This window comes from Streptomyces sp. NPDC033845 (genome assembly GCF_055576225.1).
The window spans coordinates 293,476-318,926 of record NZ_JBVIRI010000004.1 but is presented as its reverse complement, the minus strand read 5'-3'; the positions used below and the strand labels follow the sequence as shown (position 1 = coordinate 318,926).

The window sequence follows — 25,451 nt, the reverse complement described above, 5'->3', positions numbered from 1 at the left end:
GCCGCGCGGGCGTACGGCCGTACGGGTCAGCCGTACGGGATGACCACCACCGACTGGTCGGTGCCGGTCCGGAGCCGCCCGTCGGCGTTGCCGATGGCGCTCCACACCTCCAGCCGGACGGTGCCGCCCCGGAGGTCGCCCAGGGTTCCGGTGGCCGACTTCAGGCCGCGGGCCTGCGTGTAGTCCTCCCAGCCGGTGACCGGGTCGGTGGCGAAGTAGTGGTAGGTCTCCGTCCGGTCGAAGGTGCCGTCCCCGGTGAGGTCGTAGCTGATCCGGGCCTGCTGACCGAGGGCGACCGCCGTGCCCGCGTCCACCGGGAGCCGGAAGGCGGTGGCCGCGCCGGGCCGGAGGGTGCCGTTGACGCCCCGTGCCTCGTACACCAGCGGGCGGTTGGGGGTGCCGTCGTGGTTGCCGCCGCCGGCCGAGGGAACGGTGTCCACGGCCTCCGGGCCGGCCGCGGCGGTGCTGAGGGCGCCGCCGGTCCGCAGCCGGAAGGTGTTGCCGGTCGGCGGGTCGGGATCGGGGTCCGGATCCGGGCCGGGACCACCGGTTCCGGTGCCGGTGGCGGTGGAGCGGGCGGGCACGGTCAGGGTGGCCCCGTCGGAGAAGGTGACCGTCCGGGCCGTGGACCCGTGGTTGTGGGCGGCGTAGGTGCGGGTGGTGCCCTTGGTGAACACCGCCGAGGTGGGCAGCGAACCGGTCACCGAGGGGTCGGGGGCGCCGAGCGCGTCGAGGGTGGTCAGCCAGTGGTAGGTGTGGGCCTTCGACTCCCCGGCCTCGGGGGTGTACGAGGCGTGGCCCGCGTCCCAGCGTCCCTTGGCGACCGCCGGATCGGCGAGCGACTGGAACTCCCAGAGCAGGTCCCGCCATTCGACGGCCGGGCCGCCGTTCTCCCGTTCCATCTCGGCCAGGTTGCGGCGGACGGCGTCCTTGCGGGCGCCGAGCTGGAGGGAGCCGCCGGTGACGGGGAGCACGTTGATGCCGTGGATCTCCTCGGGGTTGGCGGTCCACCAGGTGGCGTAGGCGCCGCCGCTGCCCCAGACCATGCCGACCGTGTCATGGCCGAAGGAGCCGGGGAAGACCTGCTGGTCGGCGTCGAACCAGTACTGGTTGATCGCCTCGCCCTCGGTGGCCAGCAGATAGGAGCCGAGGTCGCGGAGCCCGGTGTCCCCGGTCGCGGAGCCCCACAGGACCAGGGCGGCGCTCAGGTTGGTGGACTCCGAGGAGGACTCCTGGTTGTTGCCGGCGGCGAACCCCTGGTGCCCGGAGGCCCAGCTGTGGCCGGCGTACACGTCGAAGCCGCGCAGGAACGGGAAGGCGCTGTCGGTCCGGCTGGGGTTGGCGGTGTCCCGGATGAGGGTCTTCACCATGCCGCCCCAGGCGGAGTCGGCGGCCCAGGCCGGGTCGTACTGGGCGACGATCGCGGCGGCGTAGACGTAGTAGCCGTAGTGGAAGTGGTGGTCGTTGAGCTCGGTGTCGCTGCCGTAGGAGGCCGGGTAGCCGGTGAGGGTCTTCCAGTCCCGGTCGTAGGAGAACTCGGTGGGTCCGCCCGCGGTGAACCACTCCTGGAGGCGCCCCTTGAGCAGTCCGAGGAGCTTGTCGCGGACCGCGGTCTCGCCGATCTGGTCGGCGATCGGGGCGAGTTGGGCGAGCTTTCCGAGGGCCTTGCCGGTCCAGTAGGTGTCGACGGCCCCGGCGAACGGATCGGCGGAGTCGGCCACCTCGTTGAGGTGGCCGCGCAGCCGGGCCGTGTCCACGGCCGGGGTCCGGGGCAGCGCCGGCAGCACCGGGGCCGCCTTCTGGCTCGTCCGGAAGGAGGTGCCCTCGCGGACCTTCATGGTGCCGCGCGGGGAGACGTACGTGTACGGGGTGAGCGGGTCCGCGGTGTGCAGCCACTGGTGCCGGTAGAGGGCCTGGAGGGTGCCCCGTTCGGTGCCCTCCTGGGCGGCCGTGGTCAGCGCGTAGGAGGCGCCGACGGTGCCCCCGGTGGAGGACCAGGTGACGGTGGAGCCGGTGACGAAGCTGAAGGCGTACTTGCGGAAGGTGGCCAGCGCGTCGGTGGAGGGCAGCACGGCGACCGAGAAGTAGTCCTTGCCGCCCAGCCCGGTGGAGATGGTGCTGCCGGAGACGTTCCAGTCGGTGCCGGTGGGCGAGAACAGCGCGTAGTGGTGGCCGGCCACGGTGATGCCGAGGACGTTGCCCTGGTCGGCGAAGACGGCGGGCGGGGTCGCCGTGGTGATCTGGGCGTTGCCGCCGGAGCCCTTGGCGTACACGAAGGGGAGGCCGTGGCCGATGGTGGTGCGCAGGGTGCGGGCGCCGTCGGACCAGTACGGGGTGACGGTCCAGTCGGACCAGGAGTCCGCCTTGGTGTCGGGCGAGTTCAGGCCGCCCAGACCGAGGGTGAGGTCGCGTTTGTGCGCGTACTCGTACTGCCGGCCGTCGCCGACCACGGCCGGGGCGGTCGGGTAGCCGATCTCCAGGCCGCCGGCCACCGCCTGGTAGGTGAGCGGATGCCCGTACATGGGGGTGGACCAGGGGTTGTCGCCGTAGCGTTGGAAGGCCAGCGAGGACCACCAGTCGTTGGTGGGCACCGGCCGGCCCTGGGCCGCCGGGGTGACCTTGGGCCGCACCGGGGCCCCGGTGTTGGTGGTGGGGCCGGAGGTTCCGGCGGGCCGGGAGTCGGAGTAACTCCCGGAACCCACCGGGACGGTGGCGGCCGCGGCGGGGGCAGCGGCCAGCCCGGCGAGGCCGGTGAGGCCCGCGAGGGCCAGAGCACAGGAGAGGGCGGAGGCCAGGACCGGCTTGGCGGCGGGCCGTTTGCGCGCGGGTGGGGGTGGCATGGGCGGCACCTCATGTCGGGGGGAGACCGGAGCGGGGAGTTCACGGGGGAGCCCAGAGAGCGCTCTCAGACGGCCGGAAACGTAAAGCTCGCCCGAGGGAACTGTCAATACATCGAACGAGGAGCGCAGTTGTGCCTCGATCCCAGCCACCACGTGTTCACCTCTTGACGGGTGGCGAGTGGACGGGCACGCTCCAACCCATGCTTGAGAGCGCTCTCAGAGGCTCTCGCCGGACCCTGAGCCAAGGGAGGCCCTTCATGCCCGCTGCCCGAGCCGCCACCGCCAAGAGAGCCGTCGTCCGACTGGGGGCGCTCGCGCTCACCGGGGCGCTGCTCGCCGCCTGCGGAGGGTCGTCGGACGACGCCTCATCCCCCGGCGGCGGGTCCGGGGACAAGGTCACCCTGACCGTGGACCTGTTCGGCTCCTTCGGCTACAAGGAGGCCGGGCTCTACGCCGAGTACGAGAAGCTCCACCCGGGCGTGAGCATCAAGCAGACCGACACCGAGGACGAGGCCGACTACTGGAAGTCCCTCCAGACCCGGTTGGCCGGCGGGGGCGGCCTCGCGGACGTCCAGGGCATCGAGGTGGGCCGGATGGCGTCCGTGGCCCAGCAGCAGTCGGACAAGTTCGAGGACCTGCGCACATACGGCGCCGATTCCCTCAAGGACCGCTTCGCCGCGGCCAAATGGGCCGCCGCGGTGGCCGGCGGCGGCCAGGTCCTGGCGCTCGGCACGGACGTCGGCCCGGAGGCCATGTGCTACCGCACCGACCTGTTCCGGCAGGCCGGACTGCCCACCGACCGCGAGGAACTCGCCCGCAAGTGGTCGACCTGGGACGGCTATCTGGCCCTGGGCAAGGAGTACAAGGCCAAGGCCACCGGCAAGAGCGCCTGGATCGACAGCGTGGGCAGCCTCTACTCGATCGTGATCGGGCAGGAGAAGGAGCGGTACTACAACGCCGCCGGAGACCTGATATGGGAGAACAACCCGGCGCTGCGCGCCGCTTGGGACACCTCCGTGCGGGCGGCCCAGGACGGGCTGAGCGCCAAGCTCGACCAGTGGTCCCCGCAGTGGAACCAGGCGTTCGCCGCCGGCTCCTTCGCCACCCTGCCGTGCCCGGCCTGGATGCTCGGCTACATCAAGGGTCAGGCGGGCGACGCGGGCAAGGGCAAGTGGGACGTGGCCCGGCTGCCCGGGGGCGCGGGCAACTGGGGCGGCTCGTACCTGGCCGTCCCGAAGACGGCCAAGAACAAGAAGGAGGCGTACGAACTGATCTCCTGGCTGACCGCCCCCGAACAGCAGGCCAGGCTCTTCGAGAAGCAGGGCAACTTCCCGTCCGCCACCGGCGCGATCGAGAAGGTCGCCGCGGCCACCGACCCGTACTTCTCGAACGCCCCGATCGGCAAGATCTTCGGCGAGGCGGCCAAGGAGGCCCCGGTCCAGGTCCTCGGCGTCCACGACCAGAACATCGCCCAGCAGATCACCAACGCCCTGAGCGAGATCGAACGCAAGGGCACGTCCCCGGACAAGGCGTGGTCCAACGCGAAGAAGGGCGTGGCCAACACGATCGGCTGACGCACCATGACCAACCCGACGCCCGGCGGCCGAAGCCAGGCCTCGGCCGGCACCAGGGCTCGGCGTCGCGGCTCGGCCGGGGCCACAGCTCCGGCCGGTGGCCGGGCCGGAGACCCCATGGCCGCAGGCGGGCCGGGCCTTCGGCTCCAGCCGGGACCTTGCTGCGGCCGAGCCTCGGCCGGGGCCCCGGCCTGGGCTGCGGCCGCCCCGGCCAGGCCAGCGGCCGACGGTCGGGCCCGAGCCCCATGGCCGCAGGCAGGCCGGGGCTCCGGCTCCAGCCGGGAGGCTACGGCCGGTGGCCGGGGTCGGAGACCCCATGGCCGCAGGCAGGCCGGGCCTTCGGCTTCGGCCGGGACCTTGGCTGCGGCCGAGCCTCGGCCGGGCCTCCGGCGCCAGCCGGAAGGCCACGGCCGGGGCCCCGGCCTGGGCTGCGGCCGCCCCGGCCAGGCCAGCGGCCGACGGTCGGGCCCGAGCCCCATGGCCGCAGGCAGGCCAGGGCTCCGGCTCCAGCCGGGAGGCTACGGCCGGTGGCCGGGGTCGGAGACCCCATGGCCGCAGGCAGGCCGGGCCTTCGGCTCCAGCCGGGACCTTGGCTGCGGCCGAGCCTCGGCCGGGCCTCCGGCGCCAGCCGGAAGGCTACGGCCGGGGCCCCGGCCTGGGCTGCGGCCACCCCGGCCAAGCCAGCGGCCGACGGTCCGGCCCGAGCCCCATGGCCGCAGGCAGGCCAGGGCTCCGGCTCCAGCCGGGACCTTGGCTGCGGCCGAGCCTCGGCCGGGCCTCCGGCGCCAGCCGGAAGGCCACGGCCAGAGGCCCCGTGCCCGCAGGCGGCCGGAGCCCGGCCGACGGCCGGAGCTCGGCTGGGGCTCGGCCGACGGCCGGTGGTCGCCCGACCACCTGGCCGGGGGGTCTCAGCCGGGCATGCGGCTACGGCCAGTGGCCCGCGGCCAGGCCCCTGGCAACGGCAGGGGTTTCGTCCGGGCCGGTGGCCCGCGGCTGCGGCCGGGGATCGACCGACGGCCGGGCCGGACCCTCGGCCCCATCCGGGGGGACGGCCAGTGGCCGGGCCGCTGGCCCGCAGCTGGCCCGCAGCTGGCCTGCGGCTGCGGCCGCGGCTGCGGCCAGGGTTTCGGCCGGGCCTCTGGCCCGTGGCTGCGGCCAAGGCTCGGCCTGGGGCTGGCCAGGCCGTTGGCCACGGCCGAGGCTCGGCCGGCGGCTGGGCCTGTGGCCAGCGGCCAGGCCCTTGGCTGCGGCAGGGGTTCCGGCCGACGGGCCGGGCCGTTGGCCCGGTCGGCGGCCAAGCCGGGCCACAGGCCCGGCCCGTCGGGGTTCCGGCCAGCCAGCGGGCCGGGGGCCATGGCGCAGCCTGGCCACGGCTACGGCCGGTGGCCGGGGCTGGAGTTTCGGCTACGGCCGGGCTTACGGCCGGGCCGGTGGCCCTGGCGAAACCCGAGGCGGAGCCGAGGCCCGCAGCCGGGGCCTTGGCCATCGGCAGCGGCAGCGGCCCCGGCCGATGGCCAAGGCCCGAACCGAGGCCCCGGACCCTGGCTGCGGCCGGGCCCGCGGCTCCGGCCGGGGCTCGGCCCGGCTACGGCCGGGGCCCAAGGCACAGGCTGCGGCCAGCCCCACGGCTACAGCCGGTGGCCCGAGCCCGGGCCCTTGGCTGCGGCTGGTGCTCAGCCGCCGGCCCAGGCCGGGGGCTCAGCGGGGCCACGGCCGGTGGCCCGGACTTCGGCCAGGCCACCGGCTCCGGCCGGGGCGGGCCGGAGCCCGTGATCAGGGCCACGGCCATGGCCCACAGCTCGGCGGGAGCCGGGCAGGGCTCGGGGTGCCTCGGGTGACGGCTGGGCCGGTTCCGACCGGGGCCCGAGGCCAAGCCACCCGGCCCGGAGCTCGGCCGTGGAGCGGGCCGAAGGCCTGTCCAACACCGGTGGGCGGGGACGGGCCGGCGCCTGCGGCCGGACCCCGACCCGCCACTCGGCCACTCCCGGGCCCCCACCACCCCGACCCGTCCCCTCACAGCCATCGGCCTACCGGCCACAACCAGCCGGCCCCGGGCCACCGCCCGTCACCGCGCATCATCCGCCCCGACCACCCACCACCCGCCCCGAACCCCGCCCCACCCCACCCCGCCCCCAGCCCCCGCCGTGGCCACGGCGGTGGCTCCGGACCATCACTCCCCCGAAGGGCCGTAGCGTGACCCTCACCGTTCCCACCGCACCGGCCGAGCCGCCCGGACCGCCCGGGTCGCCCGGGCCCGTCGGGGTGGCGAAGTCCGCGCCGTCGCGCCCGGGCCTCGGCCGCCTCTGGCGGAGGCTCTCCCCGTACGCCTACATCGCGCCGTTCTTCACCCTCTTCGCCGCCTTCGGCCTCTTCCCGCTCCTCTACACGGCCTTCGTCTCCCTCTACCGCGTCGAGCTCCAGAACCCCGGCGACATGGAATGGCGCGGCCTGGACAACTACACGGCGCTGCTCGGCGACGAGTTCTTCTGGCTGTCCCTGCGCAACACCTTCACCATCGGGGTGCTGTCCACCGTCCCCCAGCTGGTGATGGCCCTCGGGCTGGCCCATCTGCTGAACCACCGGCTGCGCGGCCGCACCTTCCTGCGGACCGCGATGCTCCTCCCGTACGCCACCTCGGTGGCCGCCGCCACCCTCGTCTTCGCCCAGCTCTACGGCCGGGACTTCGGGCTGGTCAACCAGGCCCTCGGCCTGGTCGGCATCGACCCGGTCGACTGGCAGTCCGGCACGCTCGCCTCGCAGGTCGCCGTGTCGTCCATCGTGGTCTGGCGCTGGACCGGCTACAACGCGCTGATCTACCTGGCCGGCATGCAGTCCATCCCGCACGAGCTGTACGAGGCGGCCGAGGTGGACGGGGCCTCGCGCTGGGGGCAGTTCTTCCACGTCACCCTGCCGGGCCTGCGCCCCACCATCCTCTTCACCGTCGTCGTGTCCACCATCGGCGCCACCCAGCTCTTCGGCGAACCGCTCCTCTTCGAAGGGTCGATCTCGGGCGGCATCTCGCACCAGTACCAGACCCTCGGCCTCTACATGTACGAGCAGGGCTGGGGCTTCTTCCACCTCGGCCGGGCCGCCGCGATCGCCTGGGTGATGTTCCTGCTCATCCTGCTGCTGGTGGGCGCCAACGCCCTTTTCCTCCGCCGCCGTTCACGCAAGGAGGCCGGCCGATGACCACCCACGCCCCCGCTCCCGCCCCGGCCCCCGCCGCCACCCCGCCGGCCCCGCCCCGCAGCACCCGCCGCCGCCGTTCGCGGGCCGGCGGCACCCTGCGCGGCGGAGCGCTCAGCTATCTGATCCTCGGCGTGGCCGTCCTCGTCTCCGCCTTCCCCTTCTACTGGACCCTCGTCGCGGCCAGCCGCTCCAACTCGGAACTGGCCAAGGTCCCCCCGACCCTGCTTCCCGGACCGAACCTGATCCGCAACTTCGAGGCGGTCGTGGAGGAGGCGGACATCGGCAAGGCCCTGCTGAACTCCCTGCTGGTCTCCGGATCGATCACCGTCGGCACCGTGCTCTCCTGCACCCTCGCCGGATTCGCCTTCGCCAAACTCCGCTTCCGCGGCCGGGGCGCGCTCCTCGCCCTCACCGTGGGCATGATGATGATCCCACCGCAGCTGGGGGTGATCCCCCTGTTCATGCTGATCGCCGAGCTGGGCTGGGTGAATCAGCTCCAGTCCGTCATCCTGCCCGGCCTGGTCTCCGCCTTCGGCGTGTTCTTCATGCGCCAGTACCTGATCCAGTCGCTGCCCGACGAACTGATCGAGGCGGCCCGGGTCGACGGCGCGTCCACCGCCCGGATCTTCTGGTCGATCGTGGTGCCGGTGGCCCGCCCCGGTATGGCGGTGCTCGGACTGCTGACCTTCATGGCCGCCTGGAACGACTTCTTCTGGCCGGTCATCGCCCTCACCTCCTCCGAACCGACCGTGCAGGTCGCCCTGCGCCAGCTCGGCGGCGGCTATGTCCACGACCAGTCCGTGATCATGGCCGGCACCCTCCTCGGCACCCTCCCCGTGCTCCTGGTCTTCGGCCTCCTGGGCCGCCAGATCGTCGGCGGGATCATGCAGGGCGCCGTCAAGGGCTGACCCGGCCCCCACGCACGACCCCACGACCGTACGACCACCCGGCCACCCGGCCACCCGGCCACCCAGACCCACCCCCTACCCCAACCGGCCTCTCACCACGGGAGTCACAGCCCTATGACCGCGCTCGACGCACGCCCCGAGAAGACGGTGCTCCGCTTTCCGGCGGGTTTCCGCTGGGGCACCGCAACCGCCGCCTACCAGATCGAGGGCGCCGCGGCCGAGGACGGCCGCACCCCGTCCATCTGGGACACGTTCAGCCGCACCCCCGGCAAGGTCCGCAACGGCGACACCGGGGACATCGCCGCGGACCACTACCACCGGGTGGCCGAGGACATCGAACTGATGCGCCGTCTCGGCGTGTCCGACTACCGCTTCTCGGTCGCCTGGCCCCGGGTCCAGCCCACCGGCCGCGGCCCCGCCCAGCAGCGCGGGCTGGACTTCTACCGCCGGCTCTGCGACGACCTGCTGGCGGCCGGCATCCGCCCGGTGGCCACGCTCTACCACTGGGACCTCCCGCAGGAGCTGGAGGACGCGGGCGGCTGGCCGGAGCGGGAGACCGCCCACCGGTTCGCCGAGTACGCCGCGATCACCGCCGGTGCGCTCGGCGACCGGGTCACCACCTGGATCACCCTCAACGAGCCCTGGTGCACGGCCTTCCTCGGCTACGGCAACGGGGTGCACGCCCCCGGCCGCACCAGCGCCCGGGACTCGCTGCGCGCGGCCCACCACCTGAACCTGGCGCACGGGCTCGCGGTCGGTGCCGTACGGGCGGCCGTCCCCTCCTCGGCGGAGGTGTCCCTGACCCTCAACCTCCATGCCGTACGCGCCCTTTCGACCGCCCCGGCGGACCAGGACGCGGCACGCCGGATCGATGCGGTCGGCAACCGCGTCTTCCTCGACCCGGTCTTCCACGGGCGCCTCCCGGAGGACCTGGTCCGGGACACCGCCGGGGTCACCGACTGGTCGTTCGTGCAGGACGGCGACCTGCGGACGGCGTCCGCGCCGATCGACTCGCTGGGCATCAACTACTACTCCCCCACCCTGGTCGCCGGCGGCGGCGCGGACGGCGGCGACGCGGGCGGCGCCGGGGAGGCCTCCCCCTGGGCGGGCGCGGAACGCCATGTCCGCTTCCTGCCGGTCGCCGGGCCGCGCACGGCGATGGACTGGCCGGTGGACGCGGACGGCCTGTACGAACTCCTGGTGCGGCTGCGCGACGAACTCCCGGACACGCCCCTGGTGATCACCGAGAACGGTGCGGCGTACGAGGACTACGCCGACCCCTCGGGCCGGGTGAAGGACCCCGAGCGGGTGGCGTACCTCCGGGAGCACCTGACCGCCGTACACCGCGCCATGGCGGCGGGGGTGGACGTGCGCGGCTACTTCCTGTGGTCGCTGCTGGACAACTTCGAGTGGTCGTACGGCTACAGCAAGCGGTTCGGGATCGTCCACGTGGACTTCGCGACCCAGCGCCGCACCTTCAAGGACAGCGCGCACTGGTACGCGGCCCTGGTCGCCGGCGGCACCCTGGACGAGGGCTGACCGCTGCCGCCCGGCCAGGGCGGCAGCACAAGTCCGGCCTACTCCCAGTCGTCCCAGGGCGGTTCCTCGTCCAGGTCGTACGGAGGCTCCTCCGGCGGCACCTCGTCGACCCGCGCCCGCGCCCGCTCCGGCGCGGCGGCGGCGCGGGCCGCCGGGGCCTTCGCCGCGGCGGGCGCGGACCCACCGCCCGCACCGCCCGTACCGGCACCCGTGTCCGCGCCCGCACCGGCACCCGTGTCCGCGGCCGCCCCCGCATCCGCGTTCGCGTCGGCGTCCGCGCCGGGAGCCTCGCACTCGGCCAGCGTGTCGAGGACCCCCTGCCCGTACTTCCCGAGCTTGGCCTCGCCGACCCCGCCCACCGTGCCCAGCTCCTCGACGGTGCCGGGGAAGCGGGTCGCGATCTCCCTCAGGGTGGCGTCGTGGAACACCACGTACGCCGGTACGCCCTGCTCCCGCGCCGTCGCGGCCCGCCAGGCCCGCAGCGCCTCGAAGACCGGAACGGCGGACGCCGGCAGGTCGACCGGGACCTTGGACCCCTTCCCGGAACGGGACCCGGACTCCTTACGGGCGGCGGCGGCCGGGGCCGCCTCCTTGCGCATCGGGACCTGGCGGCGGCCGCCCAGGACCTCGCCGCTGGCCTCCGTCAGCACCAGGGTGCCGTAGTCCCCCTCCACGGCGAGCAGCCCCTGGGCCAGGAGCTGGCGGACCACCGAACGCCATTCGGCCGTGCCCAGATCGGCGCCGACACCGAACACGGACAGCCCGTCATGGTCGAACTGGATGACCTTGGCGGTCTTCTTGCCCTGGAGGATGTCGATGATCTGACCGGCGCCGAACTTCTGGCGGCGCTCCTTGGCCAGCCGCCACACCGTGGACAGCAGCTTCTGCGCCGCGACCGTCCCGTCCCAGGACTCGGCCGGGGTCAGACAGGTGTCGCAGTTGCCGCAGGCCTCGCCGGTCTGCCCGAAGTACGCGAGCAGCCGGACCCGGCGGCAGCCGACGGTCTCGCACAGCGCCAGCATGGAGTCGAGGTGCGCGGCCAGCGAGCGGCGGTGCGCCTCGTCTCCTTCCGAGCCCTCGATCATCTTGCGCTGCTGGACGACGTCCTGGAGGCCGTACGCCAGCCAGGCCGTCGCCGGCTCCCCGTCACGGCCGGCCCGGCCGGTCTCCTGGTAGTAGCCCTCGACGGACTTCGGCAGGTCGAGATGGGCGACGAACCGCACGTCCGGCTTGTCGATGCCCATGCCGAAGGCGATGGTGGCCACCACCACGACCCCGTCCTCCCGCAGGAACCGCGACTGGTTCGCGGCCCGGGTCCGGGCGTCCATGCCGGCGTGGTAGCCGACGGCGTCGATGCCCTGCTCGACCAGGAAGGCGGCGGTCTTCTCCACCGAGGACCGGGACAGGCAGTAGACGACCCCGGCGTCCCCGGCGTGCTCGGTCCGGATGAGCTCCAGCAGCTGCTTGAGCGGGTTGTTCTTCCCGACGATGCGGTACTGGATGTTCGGCCGGTCGAAGCTGGCGACGAAGTGCCGGGCCTCGGTCAGCCCGAGCCGGCCGGCGATCTCGGCGTGGGTCGCCTCGGTGGCCGTGGCGGTCAGCGCGATCCGGGGAACCTTGGGCCAACGCTCGTGCAGCATGGACAGCGCGAGGTAGTCGGGCCGGAAGTCGTGGCCCCACTGGGCGACACAGTGCGCCTCGTCGATCGCGAACAGCGACACCCTGCCCCGGTCCAGCAGCCGCTGAGTGCCCTCGGTCCGCAGCCGCTCGGGGGCCAGGTAGAGCAGGTCGAGCTCATCGGCGAGGAAGGCCTGCTCGACGGCCTGCCGCTGGTACGGATCCTGGGAGGAATTGAGGAACCCGGCCCGCACCCCGAGCGCGGTCAGCGCGTCCACCTGGTCCTGCATCAGCGCGATCAGCGGGGAGATCACGACCCCGGTGCCCTCTCTGACCAGCGCGGGGATCTGGTAGCACAGCGACTTGCCGCCACCGGTCGGCATCAGCACGAGCGCGTCGCCACCACCGACGACCTGCTCGATGATCTCCTGCTGCTCGCCGCGGAAGGAGCTGTAGCCGAACACGCGGTGGAGCACGCTCAGCGCGTCAGAGGTCTCGGAGGAGACGGGGGAAGCGTCCGGAAGGGCCATCTCAAAAGCCTAACGTCGCCCACCGACACCCCGAGCCCATCCGGCCACGCCGACCGCCCGGGCCACGCCGGCCACCCCGGCCGCGGCGGTCACGACAGCCGACCGGACCGTGCCGGTCACGCAGAACAGGCCGCCTTCTCGTTGATGAGAAGACGGCCTGCCACTGACGACTCTTTCGAGTCGGGACGACAGGATTTGAACCTGCGACCCCTTGACCCCCAGTCAAGTGCGCTACCAAGCTGCGCCACGTCCCGATGCTCTGTCACCCGGTTGTTACCCCGGGTGGCGGTGCATGAAGAACATTACCCCACGCCGAGGGGTGCCCACGCATCGGTGACGGGCCGGGCAGGATGACGGGATGGACGGACGGGATCGGGACGTGGAGGGGCGGGCTCGGAACGCGCGGCCCCGGGACGGGCTGGGGCGGCCGCTGCCGTACGGGTCCGCCGGGGTGGAGCGGCAGCCCGAAGGGGTGGTGCGGGCTCCGGCGGAGACCGTGCGGGAGGCACAGCGGCTGCTGGACGCGGGGATGCCGTTCCATGCGCACGAGGTGTTCGAGGACGCCTGGAAGTCCGGACCGGCCGGCGAGGCCGGGCTGTGGCGGGCCCTTGCCCAGCTGGCGGTGGGCCTGACGCACTCGGCGCGCGGGAACACGGTGGGCGGCGCCAGGTTGCTGCGGCGCGGGGCCGGGGCCCTGGCGGAACTTCCGGGACCGGTGGCCGGGGGCGCGGCCCCCGAGCCGTACGGGCTCGACCTCGGCGAGCTGGTCCGCTGGGCCGGGGCCTTGGCCCGGCGGGTGGAGTCCGGCGAACCGATCGACGCGGCCCGCGAGGCCCCCCGGCTCACCGGGCCGCGCCAGGCCAATGGAGGCGCCTAGCGCCCGCCACCAGGGCGGGTGGGCACGCCCGGCAGAGCCCGGCCCGCCTGGCCGGGTAGGGCGCCGGGCGGTGTGACAGGCCCGGGCGGGCCGCCACCCGGGCGGCGGGACGGCCGCCGCAGCGGGCGGGGGGGCGGCCTGCGGGCCCGGGTCGGCCGATGGCCGGGCCCCGGGTCCCGGCCGCGGGTCGTCGCCCCTGCGGCGGGGCCGGCTGCGCCGCGGGTTGCGGCCGGGCCCCCGGCCGGGGGTCAGGTGGTCGGTTGGAGGAGGTCCCAGGTGTTGCCGTAGAGGTCTTCGAAGACGGCCACCGAGCCGTACGGTTCGTGACGGGGGGCCTCGCGGAAGTGGACTCCCTCGGCCGTCATGCGGGCGTGGTCGCGGGTGAAGTCGTCCGTGTGGAGGAAGAAGCCGACCCGGCCGCCGGTCTGGTCGCCCACCCGGGCGCGCTGGGCCTCGTCCTTGGCTCGGGCCAGCAGCAGGGCGGACACCTTGGCGCCGGGCGGGCGGACCACGACCCAGCGGGAGCCGTCGGGGCGGGGGGTGTCCTCGGCGAGGTCGAAGCCGAGGGCCCGGGTGTAGAAGTCGATGGCCTCGTCGTAGTCGCGGACGAGGAGCGCCGTGAGGGCGATGTGGGAGGGCATGGCCCTATTGTGCGCGGAGCAGGACCACGTCCAGGGTGCGGGGGCCGTGGACGCCTTCCACCCGGTCCAGTTCGATGTCGCTGGTGGCGGAGGGTCCGGAGATCCAGGTGAGCGGGCGGGTGGGGTCCAGCAGCGGCAGGGCCCGCGGGAGGGAGTCCACCACCTGGTCGGGCACCCGGACCACGCAGACGTGGTGGTCGGGGATCAGGGTGATGCGCCGCCGCCCCTGGTCGGGCCCGCCGTCCAGCACGATGGTGCCGGTCTCGGCGATGGCCAGGGCGCAGCCGGTGACCACGCTGTCGACCCGGTCCAGTTCGGCGGGGGTGTCGGCGGCCCGGTCGGGGACGGGTGTGGCGTCGGTGGCCGCGAGCCAGTGCGGGGGCAGGGCCGAGGGGACCAGGACGGTCCGTGCGTCGCGTTCGGCGAGCAGCCGGGCGAGCAGGCCGGGGAGACCGGACTCGTCGGTGCGGTGGACCTTCGCCCGGTATTCGGCGAGGTGGGTGGCCAGCAGGTCGGTCCGCTCGGCCGGGGTGCGTTCGGCGTGGGTGGTGAGGTAGTCGCGCGGGACGTCCGCCCCGGGGCGGCGCGGGCCCGGGTCGGGGACGGCGCGACGGATCCGGGACAGGATGCGGTGCTTGCCGGCGCCCTCGACCTCCGTCGGGGAGCCCGTCGGCGGACTCGGCGGTTCGCCCGTCCGTGCGTCGCTCGGTTCGGGCATCGGTTCGGTGGTCGGGGTCATTTCGGGATCTGCCCTTCTCCGGCCCGTTCCCGGGCCCACCAGTCGCGGAAGGATTCGGCCGGGACGGCGGGGAGTTCGCGGGTGTCCGTCCAGGCGCGGCCGGTGCGGCCGGGGAGTCGGTGCGGGCGGAGCCGGCCGAGGTGCCGGGTCCGGGCCAGGATCCGCATCGCGGCGCGCAGCGCGCCCGGCCGGTCGAGCAGCAGCCGGGAGGTCCGCATGGCGGCGCGTTCCGCCGCGTGCCCCTTGGCGGGGCGGAGCCGGACCCGGACGCCCTCGCGGGTGGCCGGGCCGCCCTGGGCCACCCGTTCCCGGAGGTGGACCAGCACCTCGGGGATGTCGATGGCAACCGGGCAGACCTCGTAGCAGGCCCCGCACAGGGTGGAGGCGTACGGCAGGGAGGCGTCGATCTCGCTCCCGGTGCCGCGGAGTTGGGGGCTGAGGATGGCGCCGATCGGGCCCGGGTAGACGGAGCCGTAGGCGTGGCCGCCGGCCCGTTCGTAGACGGGGCAGACGTTGAGGCAGGCGGAGCAGCGGATGCAGCGCAAGGCCTGCCGGCCGGTCTCGTCGGCGAGGGTGTCGGTGCGGCCGTTGTCGAGGAGGACCAGGTGGAAGGCGGAGGGGCCGTCGTCCCCGGTGGTGCCGGTCCACATGGTCGTGTACGGGTTCATCCGCTCGGCCGTGGAGGACCGGGGGAGGGTCTGGAGGAAGACCTCCAGGTCGCGGAAGGTGGGGACGGTCTTCTCGATGCCGACCACCGAGATGAGGGTCTCGGGCAGGGTCAGGCACATCCGGCCGTTGCCCTCGGATTCGAGGACCACCAGGGTGCCGGTCTCCGCGACCATGAAGTTGGCCCCGGAGATCCCGACCCTGGCGCGCAGGAACTTCTCCCGCAGGTGCAGCCGGGCGGCTTCGGCGAGGGCGGCGGGGGTGTCGTCGAGGCCTTCGGGAGCGGGGCGGCCCCAGTCGGCCATCCGGTCGCGGAAGATCTCGCGGATCTCGCCGCGGTTGCGGTGGATGGCGGGGACCAGGATGTGCGAGGGGCGGTCGTCGCCGAGCTGGACGATGAGTTCGGCGAGGTCGGTCTCGTAGGCGGTGACCCCGGCCTCGGCCAGGGCTTCGTTCAGGCCGATCTCCTGGGTGGCCATGGATTTGACCTTGACCACCTCGGTTTCGCCGGTGGCCCGGACCAGGGCGGTGACGATGGCGTTGGCCTCGGCGGCGTCGGCCGCCCAGTGGACGGTGCCGCCGGCCGCGGTGACGGCGGTCTCCAGCTGTTCCAGGTAGTGGGCGAGGTGGCGGAGGGTGTGGTCCTTGACGGCCTTGCCGGCTTCCCGGAGCCGGTCCCAGTCGGCGAGTTCGGCGACCGCGCGGGCCCGCTTGTCGCGGATGGTGTGGGTGGCGTGCCGGAGGTTGGCACGCAGGGTCGTGTCGCGTACGGCCTCCCGGGCGGCGGCCGGGAAGGCGGGCATCCCGACGAACACCTGGGGGCCATGGCCCGCGGCGGGTGCGTTCGCGGCCCGGGCCGCGTCTCCGGCCGGGGCCCCGGCCGGGGCCGCGCCTACCGCCTCGGTCCCGCTCACCGCAGGGGCTCCGCTTCGGTGGCGGCGAGGATCTCCGCGAGGTGCAGGGCGCGCAGCGGGCCGCCCTCGCGGCGGAGGGTGCCCTCCAGATGGGCCAGGCAGGAGTTGTCCGCCCCGCACAGCACCTCGGCGCCGGTTCCGGCGGCGGCCCGGAGCTTGTCGGCGGCCATGGCGGCGGACACGTCGGGGTTCTTGACGGCGAAGGTGCCGCCGAACCCGCAGCACTCCTCGGCGCCGGGGAGCTCGACCAGGTCGAGGCCCTTGACGGCGGCCAGCAGCCTGCGCGGCCGGTCCCCGAGGCCCAGGGTGCGGGCGCCGTGGCAGGAGGGGTGGTAGGTGACGGTGTGCGGGAAGTAGGCGCCGACGTCGGTGACTCCGAGGACGTCGACCAGGAACTCGGTGAGTTCGTACACCTTGGGGAGGAGCTCGTCGACGCGGGCCGCCAGTCCCGGGCCCCGGCCCTCCTCGGCGGCCAGCCGGGCGATCCGCGGGTAGTGCGCGCGGATCATGGCGGCGCAGGAGCCGGAGGGGGTGACCACGTGGGTGTGTCCGGTGAAGGCCTCGGCGGTCCGGCGGACCAGGGGTTCGGCCTCGTGCCGGTAGCCGGTGTTGTACTGGGGCTGGCCGCAGCAGCTCTGCCCGGCGGGGAAGTCCACGGTCACCCCGAGCCGCTCCAGCAGCCGGACCACGGCGATCCCGGTCCCGGGGTACAGCGCGTCGTTGACGCAGGTGACGAACAGGGCGGCGCGCATGACCGGCAGAATAGCCGGGTGAAGAACTTCTCAGTGATCGGCATAGGCGCGGGCGACCCGGACCACCTCACCCTCCAGGCGGTGAAGGCGATCGGCGCGGCGGACGCCTTCCTCATCCTGGAGAAGGGCGAGGAGAAGTCGGACCTGACCGGGCTGCGGCGCGCCATGCTGGAGGCGCACGCCCGGCCGGGCCACCGGCTGGTGGAGGGCCGGGACCCGGACCGGGACCGGACTCCGGAGCGTTACGCGCCGACCGTGGACGGTTGGCGCAGCGCGCGGGCCGAGATCTTCGAGCGGTTCATCGACGAGGACCTCGCGGAGGGCGAGACGGGCGCCTTCCTGGTGTGGGGCGACCCCTCCCTGTACGACTCGACCCTGGCGATCCTGGACGAGGTGCTGGAGCGGGGCCGGGTGGCCTTCGAGCACCGGGTGGTCCCGGGCATCAGCAGTGTGTCGGCGCTGCTGGCCAGACACCGGACGAACCTGAACCGGGTGGGCCGCCCGGTGCAGATCACCACCGGGCGGCGGCTGGCGGAGGGCTGGCCGGCGGAGGTGGACGACGTGGTGGTGATGCTGGACGCCCGGCACGCTTTCACCCGCCACCTGGACCAGGACCTGTACATCTACTGGGGCGCCTATGTGGGCACCCCGGACGAGATCCTGGTCCAGGGACGGCTGGCCGAGGTGTCCGGGCGGATCGAGGAGCTGCGGACCGAGGCGCGGGCCCGCAAGGGCTGGATCATGGACACCTATCTGCTGCGGCGCGACTGAGCCCGCCGCGGCCGGCCGGCCCGGCCCGGCCACGGACCCCCGGGGTCACCCCAGGTAGCCGCGGAGGACCGTGGCCAGGCGCTCGTACTCCTCGGGGCGGTTGTAGATCTGGCCGCTGACCCGGATGCCGCCGCCGCCCGGCCAGGGGAACACCTGGACCCTGATCCGGTGGCGGGCGGCGATGTCCTCGCGGAGGGCGGCGGAGGCCTGCGGGTTCTCGGCGATGCCGGGCGGCAGCCGCAGCGCGCGCATGGCGAGGCCCTCGGTGTACGGGAGCGGCCGGACGCCGGGGAGTTCGGCGAGCACGGCGGCGCCGTGGGCGGCGAGGGCGGCGTTGTGGGCGCGGACCTTGGCCGCGTCGAGGCGTTCGAGGAGCTCCAGGCCCTCGGGGGCGGCCAGCCAGGGCGTGTAGTCGATGGTGGCCCGGTACTCGACGGCGCGCGGGAAGCCGTGGTGGTCCTCCCAGGAGCGGACCGGCGCGGTGACGTTCGGGCGGTGGGCGGGGGCCACCGCGAGGAGGGCGCTGCCGGGCGGGGCGTAGCCCCACTTGTGGAGGTTCCCGAACCAGAAGTCGGCCCGTCCGGCGAGCGGGTCGGCGAGCATCCCGGGGGCGTGGGCGCCGTCCACCACGGTGGTGACCCCGCGTTCGGCGAGGTCGGCGAGCAGCCGCGGGGAGGCGATGGTGCGGGCGGTGGGCGAGCTGATCTGGTCGAGGAGCGCGATCCGGGTGCGGGGGGTGAGGGCGGCCAGGACGGCCTCGCGGACGGCGTCCTCGTCGGGGAGTTCGGGGTCGAGGACGGCGGTGGTGAGCGGGGCCAGCCGGGCGGCGGCCGCGACCACCGTGCCGTAGCCGTGGTCGGTGACCAGGATGTCGGCGCGGGGCGGGAGTTGGACGGCGCGCAGCGAGAGCTGGGCGGCCTCGGTGGCGTTGGCGACGAAGGCCAGGCCGTCCGGGTCGGTGCCCAGCCGGCCGGCGATCCGGGTGCGGGCGGCGGCGACCCGGTCGGGGGCGGCGATGAAGAAGGCGTCGGGGTCGGCGTGGGCCTCCCGGTGGAGGGTGGCCTGCGCCTCCTGGACGGGCAGCGGGACCGCGCCGAAGGAGCCGTGGTTGAGGTGGCTGACCTCCGGGGCGAGCCGGAAGAGACCGGGGCCTCCGGGGAACTCACCGGGAGGGAGCTCGGCTTCGGCGGTCAGTGGGCTGATCACGGTACGGGCCTCCGGGGTGGGGAGCGGGACGGTGAGCGGGAACGGGCGTTCGGCCCGCGGCTAGCTTCTCCCACTCCCGCCCGCTCCGGAACCCCGGTCCTCGGCGGCCGTCAGCGCGGGGCGCGCATGGCCCCGCGGCCCATCACCCGGGTCCACACCTCGCACTCCTTGCCGCAGTCGGGGCAGGCGGGCCGTTCCCCGGTCAGCTCAGCGGTAGTTGGCGGTGATCTTGCCGGCGGCGTCGAGGATCAGGCCGTCGAGCGAGTAGCCCTGGTTGGCGTTGGCGTTGACCCTCCAGTCCCGGCGTTCCAGGTATTCGGTCGCGGTTTCGACGGCGTCGACGGATGTCACGGCGGCGGCCCTCCCACGAGGCTCGGCGAGGTCCCGGCTCACCGCCCGCTGGTCGCGGCGTAGTACTGGAGGTCCTGGACGTCCACCGTGCCGTCCACCCGGTAGGGCAGTTCCACCTCGGCGATGCCGCGGGTGCCCCGGAACACCTCCGCCGCGCTGGTCCCGGTCCGTAGCGGCAGCAGTTTGGAGTGCAGGCCGCCGGGTGCCCGGTAGACGGTCCGGCCCGGTCCCACGGTGGCCTTGACGGTGGCCGGGGAGGTCAGGAAGCTGAGCACCTCCACCGTGTCCCGGGGTGCGGCGCTGCCCCGTCGCAGCCGCATCAGCAGGGACTGGTCACCGGTGGGATCGGCGGCCGCGAACTGGGTGCGGGAGGTCAGGTAGACGGTGTCCCGGACGATCTTCGGCCAGGATCCGGTCTTGAACCGGGTGAGGTAGTAGGAGCTGAGGTCGAGGTACGCGTACCCGTTGTGCTGGGAGGGGGCGAACTGGCTGCCCTCCGAGTAGTCGTTCCAGGTGGTGAGCTGCACCCAGTCCGCGCCGTCGGAGATGGCCCGGTTCCAGGTGGCGCGCAGGGTGGCGGTGTTGCCGGCCTCGTCGTAGATGCCCTGGTTGGGGCGGGCGTCCTGGACGGACACCGGCTGCATCCAGATCTTGCCGAGGGAGTGGGCCCGCTTCACGTCCTTGGTGACGCTCTCCTGGCCCACGTAGCTGCGGCTGCCCCATTCGGAGAACCCGTGGCTGATGGGGGCGAAGGCGGTGCTGTGCGCGCCGAAGTCGAGGAACAGCGGGACGAAGGCGGTGCGGATGCCGTGCCGGTTCTTCAGCTGGTCCAGCACCTGGGTCCACCAGGCCACGCTCTTGGCCTCCGCCTTGAAGGGGGAGATCACGAGTCTGCCGTCGGGGAGCCGGTGCGCGGAGGGCGCGCGGCCGATCCGGGCGAGGCTGTCGGCGAGCACCGCGGGGTCGTTCGTCCGCAGGGAGGTCATGTCCGGCATCAGCATGATCTTGAAGCCGGGGTCCACCGAGCGGGCCGCCTCCATCAGGAGGTTGGACCACTCCCAGTTGCGGCCGCTGAGGGACAGCAGGTCCACGGTGAATCCGTCGAGGCCCGCCGCGCGGGCGGTGCGGACCTCCTGCTTGAGGTTGGCGAGGACCCAGTCCCCGCTCTTGGGCGCGACCGGGAGCGGCCGGTCGCGGAGCAGCCCGCCGTACGCCCCGTGCTTGCCCCGCTCGCCGTCCGGGTGGAGGTAGTTGCGGGTGTAGTAGTCCCGGTCGGCGCTCACGTTGTCGAGGGAGAGCGGGTAGGGGGTGAAGTAGTGGGCGAAGACCAGCTTGCGGCCGCCGGCCCGGAGGGCGGCGGTGGAGGGCAGGTCGAAGGGCAGCGCACCGGTCGGGCGCGCGGCACCCGTCCCGCCGCCGCCCGTGCCGCCGGTCCCGCCGCCGTCACCCTGGCCGCCGGTGCCGTCCGTGCCGGAGCCCCGGCCGGTGCCGGCCGAGGGGCCGGTGGTGCCGGGGCCGCCGCGCGAGGGGTCGGCGGAGCCGGGACCGCTGCCGGAGGGAGCCGGGGTGCCGGGGGCGGACGTGCCGGCGCCCCCGGGGTCCGCGGTCTGCGGGGTGCGCGGACCGGAGGCGGAGCCCGCCGGTCCGGCACCGGCCGGCCAGGGGTCCCAGAGCAGGCCGGCGAGCAGGCAGCCGCCGACCAGGAGGCAGGCCGTGACCAGGAAGGACAGCACCCGCCGGCGTCCGCGGGAGCCCGCGCGGCGCCGGTGCGTTAACGGCCTCTGCCTTCGGTCCGCACTCATGTCTTGGGCCCTCCCTGGAATATGCCCGCCTACCGGGCTGGACAGCAGTAGAGCGGATTCCCGGCCCGCGGACAACCGTTCGCCGTTCCCGCGGACCCGGCACGTACGTCACTTCGACCACAGGAACTACGTGCCGGGGGCCGGATCCGCAGGCCCCCGGCTGGACGCGAACACCGTGCACTTTTCGGCGGAATCGGATATTCCCCTGGCCATCCGGCCCAAGTGGCGGATAATCGTCCTTGGCGCGGCGTGAAGTGACCGTCTTGCCACATGTGGACACGTATGCAGGGGGGCATCGTGCCGATGACGGCTCTGCCGATCACCACCGAACAGCTCTCCGGACTGCTCACCGCGGTCCGCCGGGAACGCGTGGTGACCGTGGTCGGAGGCTTCCGGGAGCCGCGCAGCCGTCTGGTGCGAGATATCGCACACCGGCTGAGTTCCAACTTCTGCGACGGCACCGCGGTGGTCGGCCTGGACTACGGCTCCGGGGTCCGCCGGCTGACCGTCGCCCTGCGCGCCGTACCGGGGATGCCCCCGTTGCCGTACGGAGCCGCGGACACCGGCTCCTATCTCGCCGAGCGGGACATGCTGCTGGTCCTCGACGGCTCCGACCGGCTCACCACGGAAGCCGTCCACTGGCTGCGCGAACTCCTCGACACGGCACCCGGTTTACGCATCCTGGCCGCCGGCCGGTTCCCCCTCGCGGTGGACCGGGAGCGCGTCCACCGGCTCTGAAGGCCCGCCGGCCGCACCGCCGCGCAACATCCGGTTCACACGCAACACCCCTGCCACAGCACTGGCATGACGCCGCCACAGGCAGTCCGCACCACGCTCCTAGGGTCTCTTCCTGCGCACCCCACCCTTCCCCCGTCTGAGCAGGAGACGCCTTGTGAGCGAGCACACCCGCCCCCCGGTCGGCCGACGCGGTTTCCTCGCCGGAGCCGCCGCCGTGGCCGCAGCCGCCGCCACCTCGGGCACGGCCCGGGCCGCCGCCCCCGCCACCGCGTCCGGAGCGGCGAACGCCCGCCCGAACATCCTGCTGATCGTCACCGACGACCAGCCCAAGCAGACCCACTGGGCCATCCCCAAGCTGCTCGACTGGCTCGGCGGCCAGGGCGTCACCTTCAGCAACGGCCACTCCGCCACCCCGCTCTGCTCGCCCTCCCGCTCCTCGATCTTCTCCGGGCAGCACGCGCACCACCACGGGGTCCGCAACAACGCCGCCTCCTACAGCCTGGACCAGTCCCACACCGTCCAGCGCTATCTGAAGCAGGCCGGCTACCGCACCGGCCTGTTCGGCAAGTACCTCAACTCCTGGACCCTGGCCGAGAACCCGCCGCACTTCGAGGAGTTCGCGCTGCTCCAGCCCGCGTTCAACAACGCCCGCTGGAACATCGACGGCACCGTGCAGGAACTCCCCGGCTACACCACCAACATCATCAAGAACCGCACCCTGTCCTTCATCGACAAGTCCACCACCGACCAGCGGCCCTGGTTCGCCTACGTCACCCCCTACGCCTCGCACGCCCCGAACACCCCCGCCCCCAAGTACGCCGAGACCCCGGTCCCGGTGTGGAACGGCCGGCCCTCCGTCCCCGAGGAGGACCGCTCCGACAAGCCCGCCTACATCCGCGAGGCCACCAGCACCCTGGCCGACGCCCGGGCCCTGCGGCAGAAGCAGCTGCGCGCCCTGCTGTCCGTGGACGACGCCGTACAGGCCATCCGGAACAAGCTCCAGGCCCTGGGCCAGCTGGAGAACACCCTGGTCATCTACACCGCCGACAACGGCTACACCTGGGCGGACCACGGCTGGACCAAGAAGTCCGTGCCCTACTCCCCCGCCCACGAGGTGCCGTTCCACCTGTCCTGGCCGGCCGCCGGGCTCGACGGCGGCACCACCGACAACCGGATCGTCGCCAACATCGACATCGCGCCGACCATCCTGGACGCCGCCGGGATCACCCCCACCCACCAGGTGGACGGCCGCTCGCTGCTCGGCCCGGCCGCCCGCGACCATCTGCTCGTCCAGTGGTGGAAGCAGGGCACCGGCGCCGACGGGCCCAAGACCTGGGCCAGTTACGTGGCGAAGGACCGCCAGTACACGGAGTACTACAACCTGCACACCGACCAGGACGGGAACGTCTCCGGCCCCGGCACGGTCGCCTTCCGCGAGTACTACGACCTGGCCAGCGACCCGTACCAGCTGCGGAACCTGCTGCACCAGGCCACCCCGGCACAGGAGCAGGCCCTCGGCATCCCGGCCCTCGCCGCCGCCCTGGCCGCCGACCGCGCCTCCTGACCGCACCTCCTGACCGCGGGCCCGGTACGCACGCCCAGCCGCCCCGCACGGCCCGCCCCACCCGTCTCCGCCATCGAGGCCATCGAGGAACCCCCGCCATGTCGTCCAGCTCCTGCTGCACCCCCGGCCGTCCGCACGCGCACACCCGGGCGGCCGGCCCGGTCCTGGTCGGCCTCGCACCGCCCCGACGGCGGGACCCGGCCGCCGAGCGGGCCGCCCGCGATCTGCTGCCGGTCGCGGGCGGCCGGTTCCTGATGGGCACCGACGACCCGGACGGGTTCCCCGCCGACGGCGAGGGACCCGTCCGGGAGGCCTCGGTGGACGGCTTCCGGATCGCGCCGACCACCGTCACCAACGCCGCGTTCGCCTCGTTCGTCAAGGCCACCGGACACATCACCGAGGCCGAGTCCTTCGGCTTCAGCTTCGTCTTCGCCGGATTCCTCCCGCCGGACCTCGCCGACTCCTCCCCCGTCCCCGCGGGCACCCCCTGGTGGCGGGCGGTGTCCGGGGCGACCTGGCGGGCCCCCGAAGGCCCCGGATCCTCCTCGGCCGGCCGCCGCCAGAACCATCCGGTGGTGCACGTCTCCTGGAACGACGCCCAGGCCTACTGCGCCTGGTCGGGCACCCGGCTGCCCACCGAGACCGAATGGGAGTACGCGGCCCGCGGCGGGCTGGAGCAGGCCCGCTACCCCTGGGGGGACGAACTCCGCCCCGGCGGACGGTTCATGTGCAACATCTGGAACGGCGACTTCCCGGTCCACAACACCCGGGCCGACGGCTACGCGGGCACCGCCCCCGCCAAGTCCTTCCGCCCCAACGGCTACGGCCTCTACAACACGGTCGGCAACGTCTGGGAGTGGTGCGCGGACCGCTTCCGCCCGGACGCCGGCCCGGAACGCGCCATGCGGGGCGGCTCCCACATGTGCCACGACTCCTACTGCAACCGCTACCGGGTGGCCGCCCGCACCCGCAACACCCCGGACAGCTCGGCCGGCAACATCGGCTTCCGCGTCGCCGCCGACCCCGCCGTCCCCGCCGTCACCCCCGGTCCGGGACGCTCCTGAGCGGGCGGACCGCCGGGGGCCGGGTCACCAGGGCCACCGCGCAGGCCAGCAGGGTGAGGGCGGCCGTGGCGGCCAGGGTCAGGGCCGGCAGTCCGGTGCCGGACCGGTCGAAGCCGGTCCGGCCGGCGGCCGGGCGCGGCCCTGCTGCCGGCGGCGGCCGAGGAGGTCGCCCAGCCGTCCGACCGAGACGATCACGGTGGTGAGGGTGAGGAGGTAGCCGAGGACCACCCCTTGGACCTGCTGGAAGGAGGCGCCGAAGTCCTGCGCCGGTTCTTTGCCGTTCCCGGGAATCGACGGTTCGCCGGTCAGTGGGAGGAGAGCACCCGGCCGCTGGCCCGGAGCCGTCGCCAGGTCTCCTCCGGGCAGCGGCCCTGGGGCCGGGCGGCGAGGAAGCGGCCGTAGCGGACCCGGCGGGGCTCCAGTCCGATCTCCACCCAGTGCGGGACGTCCCTGTGCTCGTGCCAGCCCTCGTTGGGCAGTCGGATGAAGTCCCGGCGGCCGTCCTTGTTCTTGCTGGTGATCTGGAGGACCTCGGCGTGCAGGAACCGGGTCCGGAGGATCACGCAGTAGTGCCGGAGGGCGTCCCGGGGCTCGTCCCGGAGCGGGACCATGGCCACCCAGATCTGGCCCGCCGCGGGGCGCCTTCCGAAGGCGGGCCCCTTGCGGCGGGCGGCCGCCCCGGCCGCGCCCGCCCCTCCCCGGCGGTCCCAGAGCCGTACGGCGCCCAGGAAGGCCGCCGCGACCAGCGCGGCCGCCCCGATCACGGCCGCCGCCCACACCGCCCACAGTTCCGGTTCCCGGCCGATCCGGCCGTCCGCCCAGCGGGTGGCGGCCAGAACGGCCGCGTACAGCACGGCGGTCCGGGCGAACAGCAGCCACCAGACCAGCGGGCGCTGCCGTCCTGCGGAGGCGGTCACCACGAGCGCGGCCCCCAACGCCACCGCGTGGACCAGCGCGTATGCGCCGAACCCGGTCAACTCCCTGGAGGGTGAACGGGATTCGAGCATCCGCTCCACCACCAGCGGTACGGTCAGCAGTGCGGCGGCGGTCGCCCAGCCCAACAGCGCGGAGCCGGCGCCGACCACTCCGGCACGGGACGCGTTCCGGTACGCCACAGGCCCTCCCCCGAATTCCCTGTGCCGAACGCTAGCGGACCGGCCCGACCGGGG

20 protein-coding genes and 1 tRNA gene are annotated in these 25,451 nt (G+C 74.0%); 9 read left to right on the top strand and 12 right to left on the bottom strand.

Features of this window, described 5'->3' with window-relative positions; genetic code table 11:
- Window positions 1-26: 26 nt before the first annotated feature.
- Window positions 27-2,840 carry a glycosyl hydrolase gene (locus tag ACZ50K_RS11225; protein ID WP_468900626.1) on the bottom strand — a complete coding sequence of 938 codons (2,814 nt, stop codon included), beginning with the start codon at window positions 2,838-2,840 and terminating at the stop codon, window positions 27-29.
- Between the two features lie 257 nt (window positions 2,841-3,097).
- Here ACZ50K_RS11225 and ACZ50K_RS11220 point away from each other — a divergent pair, with 257 nt between their 5' ends.
- The 4 genes from ACZ50K_RS11220 (at window position 3,098) to ACZ50K_RS11205 (ending at window position 10,050) form a co-directional block, all read left to right on the top strand.
- Window positions 3,098-4,414 (top strand): ABC transporter substrate-binding protein, encoded by a 1,317-nt coding sequence (locus tag ACZ50K_RS11220; protein WP_468900624.1) that lies wholly within the window; start codon window positions 3,098-3,100, stop codon window positions 4,412-4,414.
- A 2,193-nt stretch (window positions 4,415-6,607) separates the two neighbouring features.
- A complete protein-coding gene (locus ACZ50K_RS11215) occupies window positions 6,608-7,603 on the top strand; it encodes a carbohydrate ABC transporter permease (protein WP_468900621.1) in 996 nt (331 codons plus the stop codon).
- Window positions 7,600-8,511 carry a carbohydrate ABC transporter permease gene (locus tag ACZ50K_RS11210; protein ID WP_468900618.1) on the top strand — a complete coding sequence of 304 codons (912 nt, stop codon included), beginning with the start codon at window positions 7,600-7,602 and terminating at the stop codon, window positions 8,509-8,511. Before ACZ50K_RS11215 ends, ACZ50K_RS11210 begins: the two co-directional genes overlap by 4 nt.
- 114 nt (window positions 8,512-8,625) lie before the next feature.
- Window positions 8,626-10,050 (top strand): GH1 family beta-glucosidase, encoded by a 1,425-nt coding sequence (locus ACZ50K_RS11205; protein ID WP_468900617.1) that lies wholly within the window; start codon window positions 8,626-8,628, stop codon window positions 10,048-10,050.
- A 38-nt stretch (window positions 10,051-10,088) separates the two neighbouring features.
- Here the strand turns inward: ACZ50K_RS11205 and recQ are convergent, their stop codons facing one another.
- Window positions 10,089-12,197, bottom strand: a complete 2,109-nt coding sequence (gene recQ / locus ACZ50K_RS11200; protein ID WP_468900614.1) for a DNA helicase RecQ — start codon at window positions 12,195-12,197, stop codon at window positions 10,089-10,091.
- 180 nt (window positions 12,198-12,377) lie between these two features.
- Window positions 12,378-12,451 (bottom strand) — tRNA-Pro (locus tag ACZ50K_RS11195).
- A 104-nt stretch (window positions 12,452-12,555) separates the two neighbouring features.
- On the opposite strand from ACZ50K_RS11195, the gene ACZ50K_RS11190 reads away from it, so the two are divergent.
- A complete protein-coding gene (locus tag ACZ50K_RS11190) occupies window positions 12,556-13,074 on the top strand; it encodes a DUF309 domain-containing protein (protein ID WP_468900613.1) in 519 nt (172 codons plus the stop codon).
- 248 nt (window positions 13,075-13,322) lie between these two features.
- Here the strand turns inward: ACZ50K_RS11190 and ACZ50K_RS11185 are convergent, their stop codons facing one another.
- From ACZ50K_RS11185 to ACZ50K_RS11170, 4 genes are all read right to left on the bottom strand, one after another.
- A complete protein-coding gene (locus tag ACZ50K_RS11185) occupies window positions 13,323-13,715 on the bottom strand; it encodes a VOC family protein (RefSeq protein WP_468900610.1) in 393 nt (130 codons plus the stop codon).
- A 4-nt stretch (window positions 13,716-13,719) separates the two neighbouring features.
- A complete protein-coding gene (locus tag ACZ50K_RS11180) occupies window positions 13,720-14,454 on the bottom strand; it encodes a LutC/YkgG family protein (RefSeq protein WP_468900608.1) in 735 nt (244 codons plus the stop codon).
- The gene (locus ACZ50K_RS11175; protein ID WP_468901176.1) at window positions 14,451-15,923 is read right to left on the bottom strand and encodes a lactate utilization protein B; all 1,473 of its coding nucleotides are present in this window, start codon (window positions 15,921-15,923) and stop codon (window positions 14,451-14,453) included. Before ACZ50K_RS11175 ends, ACZ50K_RS11180 begins: the two co-directional genes overlap by 4 nt.
- 107 nt (window positions 15,924-16,030) lie before the next feature.
- A complete protein-coding gene (locus ACZ50K_RS11170) occupies window positions 16,031-16,786 on the bottom strand; it encodes a (Fe-S)-binding protein (protein WP_468900605.1) in 756 nt (251 codons plus the stop codon).
- Window positions 16,787-16,804: 18 nt separating this feature from the next.
- Between ACZ50K_RS11170 and cobF the strand changes: the two genes are divergently transcribed.
- Entirely contained in the window at window positions 16,805-17,557 is a 753-nt protein-coding gene (gene cobF, locus ACZ50K_RS11165) for a precorrin-6A synthase (deacetylating) (RefSeq protein ID WP_468900602.1), read from the top strand.
- Between the two features lie 45 nt (window positions 17,558-17,602).
- Here cobF and ACZ50K_RS11160 read toward each other — a convergent pair whose 3' ends face one another.
- The 3 genes from ACZ50K_RS11160 to ACZ50K_RS11150 all read right to left on the bottom strand — a co-directional run bounded on the left by ACZ50K_RS11160 (window position 17,603) and on the right by ACZ50K_RS11150 (window position 20,847).
- Complete coding sequence (locus ACZ50K_RS11160) at window positions 17,603-18,763, bottom strand: aminotransferase class V-fold PLP-dependent enzyme (RefSeq protein WP_468900599.1); 1,161 nt, start codon at window positions 18,761-18,763, stop codon at window positions 17,603-17,605.
- A gap of 207 nt (window positions 18,764-18,970) precedes the next feature.
- Window positions 18,971-19,114, bottom strand: coding sequence for a hypothetical protein (locus tag ACZ50K_RS11155; RefSeq protein WP_468900597.1), 144 nt, complete (start codon window positions 19,112-19,114; stop codon window positions 18,971-18,973).
- 38 nt (window positions 19,115-19,152) lie between these two features.
- Complete coding sequence (locus ACZ50K_RS11150) at window positions 19,153-20,847, bottom strand: glycoside hydrolase family 71 protein (protein ID WP_468900594.1); 1,695 nt, start codon at window positions 20,845-20,847, stop codon at window positions 19,153-19,155.
- 372 nt (window positions 20,848-21,219) lie between these two features.
- Between ACZ50K_RS11150 and ACZ50K_RS11145 the strand changes: the two genes are divergently transcribed.
- From ACZ50K_RS11145 to ACZ50K_RS11135, 3 genes are all read left to right on the top strand, one after another.
- Window positions 21,220-21,654, top strand: coding sequence for a hypothetical protein (locus ACZ50K_RS11145; protein ID WP_468900593.1), 435 nt, complete (start codon window positions 21,220-21,222; stop codon window positions 21,652-21,654).
- A gap of 154 nt (window positions 21,655-21,808) precedes the next feature.
- A complete protein-coding gene (locus tag ACZ50K_RS11140) occupies window positions 21,809-23,218 on the top strand; it encodes a sulfatase family protein (protein ID WP_468900591.1) in 1,410 nt (469 codons plus the stop codon).
- A 98-nt stretch (window positions 23,219-23,316) separates the two neighbouring features.
- Entirely contained in the window at window positions 23,317-24,282 is a 966-nt protein-coding gene (locus ACZ50K_RS11135; protein WP_468900589.1) for a formylglycine-generating enzyme family protein, read from the top strand.
- A gap of 78 nt (window positions 24,283-24,360) precedes the next feature.
- On the opposite strand, the gene ACZ50K_RS11130 is transcribed toward ACZ50K_RS11135, so the two are convergent.
- Window positions 24,361-24,510 (bottom strand): hypothetical protein, encoded by a 150-nt coding sequence (locus ACZ50K_RS11130; RefSeq protein WP_468900587.1) that lies wholly within the window; start codon window positions 24,508-24,510, stop codon window positions 24,361-24,363.
- A 77-nt stretch (window positions 24,511-24,587) separates the two neighbouring features.
- Window positions 24,588-25,397: a hypothetical protein gene (locus tag ACZ50K_RS11125; protein ID WP_468900585.1), complete on the bottom strand. Its 810-nt coding sequence runs from the start codon at window positions 25,395-25,397 to the stop codon at window positions 24,588-24,590.
- Window positions 25,398-25,451: the final 54 nt, after the last annotated feature.

What these genes read in the sequence shown, in the direction of transcription:
- ACZ50K_RS11225 (WP_468900626.1), bottom strand. Translation starts at nt 2,840, where the DNA reads ATGCCACCCCCACCCGCGCGCAAACGGCCCGCCGCCAAGCCGGTCCTG.
- ACZ50K_RS11220 (WP_468900624.1), top strand. Translation starts at nt 3,098, where the DNA reads ATGCCCGCTGCCCGAGCCGCCACCGCCAAGAGAGCCGTCGTCCGACTG.
- ACZ50K_RS11210 (WP_468900618.1), top strand. Translation starts at nt 7,600, where the DNA reads ATGACCACCCACGCCCCCGCTCCCGCCCCGGCCCCCGCCGCCACCCCG.
- ACZ50K_RS11205 (WP_468900617.1), top strand. Translation starts at nt 8,626, where the DNA reads ATGACCGCGCTCGACGCACGCCCCGAGAAGACGGTGCTCCGCTTTCCG.
- recQ (WP_468900614.1), bottom strand. Translation starts at nt 12,197, where the DNA reads ATGGCCCTTCCGGACGCTTCCCCCGTCTCCTCCGAGACCTCTGACGCG.
- ACZ50K_RS11190 (WP_468900613.1), top strand. Translation starts at nt 12,556, where the DNA reads ATGGACGGACGGGATCGGGACGTGGAGGGGCGGGCTCGGAACGCGCGG.
- ACZ50K_RS11185 (WP_468900610.1), bottom strand. Translation starts at nt 13,715, where the DNA reads ATGCCCTCCCACATCGCCCTCACGGCGCTCCTCGTCCGCGACTACGAC.
- ACZ50K_RS11180 (WP_468900608.1), bottom strand. Translation starts at nt 14,454, where the DNA reads ATGACCCCGACCACCGAACCGATGCCCGAACCGAGCGACGCACGGACG.
- ACZ50K_RS11175 (WP_468901176.1), bottom strand. Translation starts at nt 15,923, where the DNA reads ATGCCCGCCTTCCCGGCCGCCGCCCGGGAGGCCGTACGCGACACGACC.
- ACZ50K_RS11170 (WP_468900605.1), bottom strand. Translation starts at nt 16,786, where the DNA reads ATGCGCGCCGCCCTGTTCGTCACCTGCGTCAACGACGCGCTGTACCCC.
- ACZ50K_RS11145 (WP_468900593.1), top strand. Translation starts at nt 21,220, where the DNA reads ATGACGGCTCTGCCGATCACCACCGAACAGCTCTCCGGACTGCTCACC.
- ACZ50K_RS11135 (WP_468900589.1), top strand. Translation starts at nt 23,317, where the DNA reads ATGTCGTCCAGCTCCTGCTGCACCCCCGGCCGTCCGCACGCGCACACC.